5 protein-coding genes are annotated in these 9223 nt (G+C 62.7%); 3 read left to right on the top strand and 2 right to left on the bottom strand.

Annotation, left to right across the window (positions count from 1 at the left end):
• Positions 1 to 630 precede the first annotated feature (630 nt).
• Together AC1DS3_RS30285 and AC1DS3_RS30280 are read left to right on the top strand one after the other, a co-directional pair.
• The gene (locus AC1DS3_RS30285) at positions 631 to 4821 is read left to right on the top strand and encodes an autotransporter domain-containing protein (protein ID WP_477128570.1); all 4191 of its coding nucleotides are present in this window, start codon (positions 631 to 633) and stop codon (positions 4819 to 4821) included.
• 215 nt (positions 4822 to 5036) lie between these two features.
• Positions 5037 to 5684, top strand: coding sequence for a glutathione S-transferase family protein (locus tag AC1DS3_RS30280; RefSeq protein ID WP_441631966.1), 648 nt, complete (start codon positions 5037 to 5039; stop codon positions 5682 to 5684).
• Positions 5685 to 6124: 440 nt separating this feature from the next.
• On the opposite strand, the gene AC1DS3_RS30275 is transcribed toward AC1DS3_RS30280, so the two are convergent.
• The gene (locus AC1DS3_RS30275; RefSeq protein WP_441631967.1) at positions 6125 to 6931 is read right to left on the bottom strand and encodes a hypothetical protein; all 807 of its coding nucleotides are present in this window, start codon (positions 6929 to 6931) and stop codon (positions 6125 to 6127) included.
• A gap of 38 nt (positions 6932 to 6969) precedes the next feature.
• Positions 6970 to 7788 (bottom strand): hypothetical protein, encoded by an 819-nt coding sequence (locus tag AC1DS3_RS30270; RefSeq protein WP_441631969.1) that lies wholly within the window; start codon positions 7786 to 7788, stop codon positions 6970 to 6972.
• Between the two features lie 534 nt (positions 7789 to 8322).
• Here AC1DS3_RS30270 and AC1DS3_RS30265 point away from each other — a divergent pair.
• On the top strand, positions 8323 to 9223 hold a 901-nt coding region (locus tag AC1DS3_RS30265), incomplete at its 3' end, for an AMP-binding protein (RefSeq protein WP_477128569.1).

The following is a 9223-nucleotide window of genomic DNA, read 5'->3' as shown; positions in this document are numbered from 1 at the left end:
GCAGTATACATCGGGGCGTTGCCAATTGTCCGCTTACTTCGGCAACGCATGTGTGTTTTATGGGAAGGCAGGCTTGAGGTTACCGCAAGCAAAGATTCTGTCGCACTTCGGCAGAGCTTAGCGAGGGGGGCGCAAGGCGCAATACCTCGTTTGCGGGATTGGCCAGACCTCGATCTCGCACTGCCAGCCTGTCGATCCTCTCGCGAACCGGGGCTTGCGATACCGGTCCGCCCCTACCAGTTTTTAGGTATTTGTGGTCAGGGTCAGGTGTCCTACTATCGCAACGCGGATGACGCTGCCTGTCAGTCCCCGAAAGACAGGGGACAGGGGGATAGAGAACAACAACGGAGCGCGTCGCACGGGGAGTCCATCTCATAGCCAGGGCCATGGCACCGTCGTGCCTGTGRCTTTCGGCTCGCGCAAGGCAGCGTTCCGGCTTGCCTTGCGCGAGCTCGCCGGCACGATCGACACCGCTATCGAGCAGATGTCGGTTGTGCCATAGCGGGTTGGTCAGGGCAGATCGTTTTGTGGTCATGGTGCCTCTCGGTGTACCGGAGGCAAACATCTATTGGTACGGGGAAGTCGCGCACCACGCGGCTGGCGTGGCGTTCGGGAAAATAGAAAAAGAAAATGAATCGCGTCTATCGAGTCGTCTGGAATCCCGCATTGGATATCTTGCAGCCTGTTCCGGAAAATGCCCGTTCGCGTGGCAAAGGCGGGCGCGGGCGCCATGCGCTTGCGGACGCCCGGATCATTGCCGGCGCGCTCGTCATGACGCTTGCATCCGGCGCGGCCCTGGCCGATGGCGGCGGGGGGCAAGGCCTCCAAGCTGTTTCCGGTCCGRCTGGCGGTGCGGGAACGGGGGCTGGCACTTTCGGAAATGGCGGCAGCGGCGGCTATCTGGCTGGAGGCAGCGCCGGTATGGCCGGAACGCTTGCCGGCACAGGGGGCGCAGGCGGCGGTAAYTCACAAGCCTCGGACAGTACCAACACGGCCGMGGCAGACGGCGCTGCCGGAGCGACCTCGGCCAGTGCTGGCGGCAGCGGTGGCAATACCGGCGCGATCGTAGGCGGTGGCGGCGGCGGCGGAGGGACGAGCGGTGCCTTCGGCGGCGGCTCGGCCGGAAGCGTCAACGGTGGCGCCGGCGGCGCGGGCCTGTCCCTGAGCGGGACGAGCGGCAACTACTCGAATGCCGCGGCAGGCACGATTGTAGGCGGTGGCGGCGGTGGCGGCGGAGCCAGTATGAGCAGTGTCATCACGACCAATGTTGCCAACGGCGGCGTCGGCGGAGCGGGTGTCTCGTGGACGGGCAGCACTCAGACACTCAGTAACGCAGGGACCATCGCGGGCGGCGGTGGTGGTGGCGGCGGATTGAGCCAGGATCGTGGAACGGCGTCCTCGACCGCCAGCGCTAACGGCGGCGACGGCGGCGCGGGCATGATGGTTTCCGGTAGCAACGACATCCTCGTCAATTCGGGTGTCATCGCCGGCGGAAATGGCGGAGGCGCAGGGTCCGGAGGCTCGTCGACGGTCACTGGCGCAGGAGGAGTCGGGGTCATCGGCGCCGGTCTCACGGTTTTCAACGGCGGGACGATTGCTGGCGGCATGTCGGGCGATGGTAAAACGCGGGCTGACGCCATCGCCTTCATCAGCGGCACCAATTCGCTCACGCTGAACGGTGGCTCCATCCTGAACGGTGCAGTGGACGTGGCGAGTGGGGCCACTGCGACGATTACCGCCGGTGCCAGCGGGTTGAATGTCACTGGCGGATCGTCCGGCAGCCGAGCGCTGATCGTCAACGGTGCGACGACGATCAACACCAACGGCAACGCGTTGGCTGTTTCCGGCAGCATTTCCGGCAGCGGCGCGCTGACTGCGACCGGCAACAACACCGGCGGCGATCATCTGACGCTCGGCACCGTGGGTGTCGGCTCGCTGACCGACAGCGTGGCGACCACGCTGAACGGCAACGTGACGACCGGCGGCGGGCAGACCTACAACGGCGCGGTGACACTGGGCGCGGATGTGGTGGCTTCCGACACCAACGGCGGCAACATTGCGTTCAACTCGACCCTGGACGGCGGGCACAATCTCACCGCAACGACGACGGGCGCCGTCAGCTTCGCCGGTGCACTAGGTGCCTCGACGGTGCTGAACAGCGTGACTACCACAAGTGGCACGTTCAGCGCGGGCAGCGCAATCAACGTCACCGGCTCACTGTCGATCACCACCACGGGCGGCAGCATTGGCCAGAGCGCTTCATGGATCGTTGACGGAGCGACGACCCTCAACGCGGGCAGCAACGCGATTACGCTGAGCAATGCCGCCAACGTATTCGGCGGCGTGGTGAACCTGGCCGGTGGCAACACGCAACTGACCAGCGGCGGCGCATTGACCCTCGGCACGGTGAATACCAGCGCGTTGACGGTGAGCGGCGGCGGTAGCCTCAATCTCGGTACGGGGGGTGTCGGCGGCGCACTCAATGCGACCAGCCAGGGCGATATCAGCCAGACGGGCGCGTTGTCGATCGGCGGTTCCAGCACGCTCAGCGCGGGCAGCAGTGCGATCACCCTGACCAACGCCGGCAACGTATTCGGCGGCGTGGTGAGCCTGACCGGCGGCACGACGCAACTCTTCAGCGGTGGCCAGCTCACGCTGGGAACCCTGAACACCGGTGCGTTGACGGCGACCAGTGGCGGCGTGCTCAATCTCGGCTCGGGCACCGTCAATGGCGCACTCTCGGCGAACAGCAACGGCAACATCACCCAGACGGGCGCCTTGTCGATCAGCGGCTCAAGCACGCTCAACGCAGGCAGTGGCGCGGTCATCCTGACCAACGCCGGCAACATGTTCGGCGGCGCGGTGTCGGCTTCGGGCCGCGGGGTGTCGCTAGCCAGTTCCGGAAATCTCAACGTTGCGGCGTTGACCGACAGCAATCACGGCAATGTCCGCCTGACCGCCGGCGGCGCCTTGACGCTTCCCGCCAGCGGCATCACCACCGGTACCGGCGATCTGGCGCTGAGTGCCGGCAGCGGCTTGCTGAGCGCCAATGGCAACCTCAGCGGCGGCACCGTCAGCTTGTCTTCCGGCGCCGGCATGGCGCTGAGCGGGAACGTCTCCGGCTCCAGYGTGAATCTGTCTTCGTCGTCGGGCACGATGGTGTTGACGGGTGTGCTGGCCTCCACGCGTGGCACCACGATCAACGGCGGTACGCTGCAGGTCGGCAACGGCGGCACCTCTGGCTCCATCACGGGCAATGTCGTCAACAACGGCACGCTGGCTTTCAACCGCAGCGACAGCATCACCTTCGGCGGCGCAATCTCCGGCAACGGCGCGCTGGTGCAGTCCGGCACCGGCACGTTGACGCTGACAGGCGCCAACACCTACACCGGCGGCACGACGGTTAACAGCGGCACGCTCGAAGTCGGCGACCAGGGCCATCCGAGCGCCGGCGTGGCCGGCAATGTCCTGGTCGACCCGAACGGCACGCTGCGCGGCCACGGCACCGTGGGAGGCAGCATCACCAACGACGGCGTAGTCTGGCCGGGGGGCTCCATCGGCGTGCTCAGCGTCGCCGGCAACTACACGCAGGCGCCCGGCGGCAAGCTGGTGATCGATGTCAGTCCCACGGCAGCCTCGCAGCTGACCGTGGGCGGTACCGCCTCGCTGGCTGGCACGCTGTCGCTCCTGTATGGCCCGGGCACATACCGGACGACGACCTACCGCATCATCAACGCCGGCGCCGTCAACGGCGGATTCGCAACGGTCACCGGCAATACGCCGCAAGGGTTCACCCAGAGCGTAGCAATGGGCGCCGGCGCGGTCGAGCTTGCCTTGAGCGCGGCCGACCCGTTGGTGGTCGCACCGAGCAACGCGACCGTCTTCGGCGCGCTTGGCTCGGCCGCCGTTCGCGAAGGCCAGCGCATCAATGGCGCGCTTCTCGACCGGCTCGGTGGAGCATGCGCGGATGCGCCGGCCTCGCCCATCCAGTGTGCGAGGCCGGGCGAGCAGGGCTGGGCACAAGCTACCGGCAACATCACGCGGGTCGGCGGCAATCACGACGCTCCCGGCTACGACGACCGCCGCTACGGGTTCCTGGCTGGACTCGACCGCCCGCTCGGCGACTGGACACTGGGTGTCGCGGCCGGCTATAGCCACGGGGATGTCTCCGAAGACGGCACGGGCAGCAGGGGCTCGCTCGACACGCTGCGCGTGGCCGGCTATGGCGGCCGCGCGCTCGGCCCCGTCAACCTGGCGGGTACGCTGGGCTATGCCTATGACTTCCTGTCATCCAAACGGTCCTTCGCCGGCCTGGGCAATGCCGAGGGCAGCGCCCATGGGCAGGAGCTGCATGCCGGTGTGCAGGCCGCCGTGCCGCTGCCGGCGGGCGCGCTGGTGGTCACGCCGCGCGCTGGGTTGCGCTACCAGTATTTCCACGGGCAGGACTTCAGTGAAACCGGCCCCACCAGCCAGAACCTGACGGTGGGAGCACAGAACCTGCGTAGCCTGCAGCCGTATGTGGGCCTGACCGTCAGCTACCCACTCCTCATGCAGGCCGAGCGGCCAGCGCTGATCGCGGCGCGTCTGGGGTATGCCTATGAGACGCTGGGGACGGGCCGCGAGGTGGCGGTGACGTCCGCCGACGGCACCGGTTTCCTGATCCCGGGCGCGACGTCGTCGCGTGGCATGTTGAGCGCCGGCCTGTCGCTAGCGCTGCCGCTGCGCAAGTCGCTGGATATGCAGGCGAGTTACGACACGCTCATCCGTACGGGAAATGTCTCGGCGCAAACCTTCAAGCTGGGGCTCAATTATCGATTCTGATGGGTGCGGCGCCGCGACATGGTTGTTCAAAACCACATACCAGGTCGTTGATTCCGTTCGGCGGTTGGCCGCTTGTGGCTGTCGGTAGGAGTCGGTGAGCAACCGGTGAGGAGCAGTCCGGCTAAGGTCCGCCATCGGGTCAGCACCGGTCGCTCAGACATGGGACCCATTTATAATCGGGAAGAACCAGAATCGGTCGGAATTGCGAGGATTGCATGCTTACGGTATGGGGTAGACGTAGTTCATTCAATGTGCAAAAGGTGTTGTGGCTTATTGGCGAGCTAGGCATTCCGTACAAGCACGTACCGGCCGGAGGCACGTTTGGTGTTAGGGATACGCCTGAGTTCCTGGCAATGAATCCACATGGTCGGGTTCCGATGATCGACGATGGCGGAACCGTCGTGTGGGAATCGGACAGTATTCTGAGATACCTGGCCGCGCGCTATGGACGCCCTGATTTTTGGGACGAAGATCCCGAGCGGCGGTCCAACGCGGACCGTTGGATGGACTGGTCTCAGACGAGCCTGCAACCTGCATTCCTCACCGGCGTGTTCTGGGGCTGCTATCGAACTCCCCCTGAATTGCGGGACCGGACATCTATCGAAAAAAGCATAGGCCTGTGTTCCCAATACTTCCAACTTCTCGACCAGGTGCTTTCCGATCGGCCATTTCTCGCTGGCGATAGCTTGACCTTGGCGGATATTCCCGCTGGGACGAACCTATATCGATATTTCGAACTTGAAATCAAGAAGCCTCATGTGCCAAACGTTGAGGCTTGGTACGAGCGAATCAAACATCGCGCCGCATATCGCGAGCATGTGATGATTCCTTTTGATGATTTGCGCGGACGACTCGACTATTAGTGCGACGAGGCAGATAGTGCCTCGAGTATCGGTGTACTCCGTAGTGCACGGTGCGTCTTTGTCCGGCCTCAGCAATTCAACGCAGGACTAGATATTAAGGCCGAGAGTGTCGGAATGAAGGCTTGGCAAACGGGGACGTCAATGTACGGGCACTCCTCACGGACCCCGAGGACCAGTTGCCGACCGGCGGCTTTGGCCGATGAATAGGCGGTCCACGATGGCCGTTCGAACGACCGCCTCGTTGAAAACCTCCCTTGCGATGCAGATCGGCTGACTCTCCTGGAGATGGCAAATCGATGAGGCGCCGTCACGCTGGATCAGCAAGGTGGATCGAAGGACAGGCTGATCTACTCCTTCAACCTTGATGACCTCGCGTGGCGATGTCTTCGTTGGTATGCTTCGGGCTTCCGCTGGCGCTTACGTTGAACACTGCGATACGACTAGCCATTTGGGTATTCCTGAGCGATCAAGTTCGCGCGCAAAGTCGCGAACTGATTGGTCATATCGCTAAGCAGGTAGAGATCGCGGCGACGGTTCGCGGGCGGTGACGCCTGGGAATCGTAATCGACAGGCAGCGTAATCTCCTGCGCAGCGTAAGCGTTCATACCTTGTGCCCTGGAAATTTGTATAGCCCGCTTGGCTTGATCCCGATGTGTGACGATCGCCACCGTACCCATTGCCGCCGCTGTTCCTTCAAGCGCAATAACGGCTGCCGCCACGTTATCGAGGGTTGGATAGGTGATCGTGCCGTTGCTTGCGAAGACGGGTGGCTTGACCGATTGAAGGTTCGTACTGTTCATCTGGTACTTGGACGCGAGCACGCTCGCCACTTCCCATTGTGCAAATACCATGACGGGCTTCAATTGATAGAGCTGGTGCACGGCATCTGCAATCTTCTCATTGATGGGGCCCGGTGCGGGCAGCGTGGACTGAGTCGTTCCGCTGCCGATTGCCGCATTGGGTCGGGCGCCAAAGCTATAGGCGACAATGGCACTGACCTGAGCCGCGTTGATTGAAGGAAGGTCCCAGGTGAAGAAGATGTCCTGCAGATAGGCTACTTCGGAATTGGCGGTCGTCGAGTCGTTCAGCTCTACGATCAGTTTGCCGATCATCTGTCGCTTGAGCTCGGCGTCGGAAACGAGAGTGTCGGCTGCCATGGCATTCCCGCTGACACTGAGTGCTGTCGCCATGACGGGTAGCGTTGCGACTGTTGATGTGGAAAGAAGAAATTTGCGGCGTGTTGACATGATTTGAATGGATGTGCTTGGGGGATAGTCGCCGCGATTTAGCCGTGGGGGTAAGCCTGAGCGATCATGGTTCCGGTCTTGACGGCCAACTGGGCATACATGTCGTGCGCGAGGTAGAGATCGCGGCGACGCGTCCATGGCTGCCCTGACAGTGGATCGTAGTTGACGGGCAGCGCGACCTCCTTGACAGCGTACGCATTCATGCCGCGCGCCGTGGAAGTGTTTATGCAACGTTTCGCGTGGTCGCGATGGCCAACGACGGCGACCGCACCCAGCGCTGCAGCAGTGCCTTCAAGGGCGACGATCGCGGCTGCCACGCCATCGGTGCTCAGGTAGGTGATCGTGCCGTCGCTCGCCACAATCGGCTCGATCGATTGAAGGTTGGCACTGTTCATCTGGTATTTGGACACGAGAAAGCGCGCAATTTCCCATTGCGCGAATACCTTGACCGGCTTTAGTTGATAAATCCGGTGCACCACGTCCGCGAGTTCTTCATTGATGGGTCCCGGGTCGGGTAGGGCGACTTGATTTGCCCCGGTGCTGGACGTATTGCCACTTGCGGTGTTGGGCCGGTTGCCAAAGCCGTACGCGACGATGGTATTGACCTGTGCTGCGGGAATCACAGGAAGGTCCCAGGTGAAGCCAACATCCATCAGGAATGGTTCAATGACATTGGCAGTCGATGCGTCGTTCAGCTCTGCGCTCAGTTTTCCGATCATCTGCGCCCGGAGTTCGGCATCGGAGATTGGCACCTCTACTGAATTATCGTCTCCGCCGCATGCACTCAGTGTTGCTGTCAGTAGGGGAACCGTCGCGGCGGCGGCTGTAGAGAGAAGAAATTTACGGCGAGTTGACATGCGCGTGGATATTGCCCAGTTGGTATGTGAAGTGCAATCTTCTACATCATCTCCGTTACTTGCTCATGACATTGCCAGTAGGAGCCAACGCACGGTGCTCATATCAGCATCGGCAGCTGCTGAACCGCGATGCGACGAGAACAGAAATCTCTGCTAGGACACCGGAAGGGGCCGGCTAGTTGTGTTCGCTTTCGAGTAGCTTCACCGTCCCTTGTGTCCGCTCTTTGAACATGACTGCATCAGGATCTCGCGGATGCGCATACACCATTGCGGTAGGGAATTTCGGGACGCGTGCCGATTTGATAGTGACTCGCTCGTCGCTGCGATGGTGCCTTGCTGTTTCAGCGAAGCCGCCCCGGGTCACGAACTTGTTGAAGCCTCAGTCATGTCCACGCCAGCTGGCTGGTCGTTGCCTGTGGTTTGGCAATAGTTCGTGCGATTTCGCACAGAGCAAAATATGGCGAGTCACTAGTCTGGATCATCAGAACACGCCGTTGCTTCGAACGGTGTGCGCCGGTCTCAGTGGAGAATCGGATGGATCGCTTTTGCCCGTTCGACGCGTCGTTCTGCCCCATCGCGACCGTGGGACGCGTACCCATTTATAGCAGCACGCCCGAGTGCGCCGCAGCGTCGCAAATGACGGCATTCACCACTGCCCTGCAGGCATACACCGGCCAAGTCTTCAATGATTACGATACGCTGCACGATTTCTCGGTACGGGAGTACCGGACGTTCTGGCAATGCTTCGTACAGTGGTCGCAGGGGCTCGAGTGGTCCGGCAGCACCGAGCCGGTCTGCGTCGGCGACGAGTGCGAGCATGCCCGCTTCTTCCCGCAGGTCCAACTGAACTACGCGGACAACCTGCTTGGCCTGGCGGTAGCGACGCCCGACACCCCCGCGCTGACCGCATGTCACGCAGATGGCCGACGTGTACGCCTGACTCGCGGCGAACTGCGCGATCGAGTAGCTCGTCTCGCGCATGCTCTCTCGGAGTTGGGGCTGCGCGATGGGGACCGCGTGGTTGGTGTGATGCGCAACGACGCAGATGCGGTCGTTGCCGCGCTGGCCGTCACCGCGCTCGGTGCAACGCTGTCGACTGCTGCGGCCGAGATGAGCGTCGAGACGATCCTCGATCGCTTCGCGCCGCTAGCGCCACGGCTGCTGTTCGCGCACGCCGCGGAGCGGGCGTTCGACACGGGCATGTCGCTGGCGGATAACATCGCCGATCTGGCTGCTGCGTTGCCGTCGCTGCAGGGTGTCGTCCGGCTCGACGACGGAACCTTGCCCGGCACCGTCAAGCAGCGGATCTATTCGCTTGGCGAACTGATCGACAGCGGCGATGCCGGGCGCTTCGTGTGGCGGCGCTTCCCGTTTGACCATCCGCTTTTCATCATGTTCTCGTCGGGCACTACCGGCAAGCCGAAGTGCATTGTGC

The sequence above is a fragment of the Cupriavidus sp. 01L46 genome (assembly GCF_056399905.1).
This window is presented reverse-complemented; position numbering and strand designations above follow the sequence as displayed.

Bases quoted from the DNA above. Each gene is read 5' to 3' on its own strand.
- AC1DS3_RS30270 (WP_441631969.1), bottom strand. From the start codon at position 7,788: ATGTCAACTCGCCGTAAATTTCTTCTCTCTACAGCCGCCGCCGCGACG.
- AC1DS3_RS30280 (WP_441631966.1), top strand. From the start codon at position 5,037: ATGCTTACGGTATGGGGTAGACGTAGTTCATTCAATGTGCAAAAGGTG.
- AC1DS3_RS30275 (WP_441631967.1), bottom strand. From the start codon at position 6,931: ATGTCAACACGCCGCAAATTTCTTCTTTCCACATCAACAGTCGCAACG.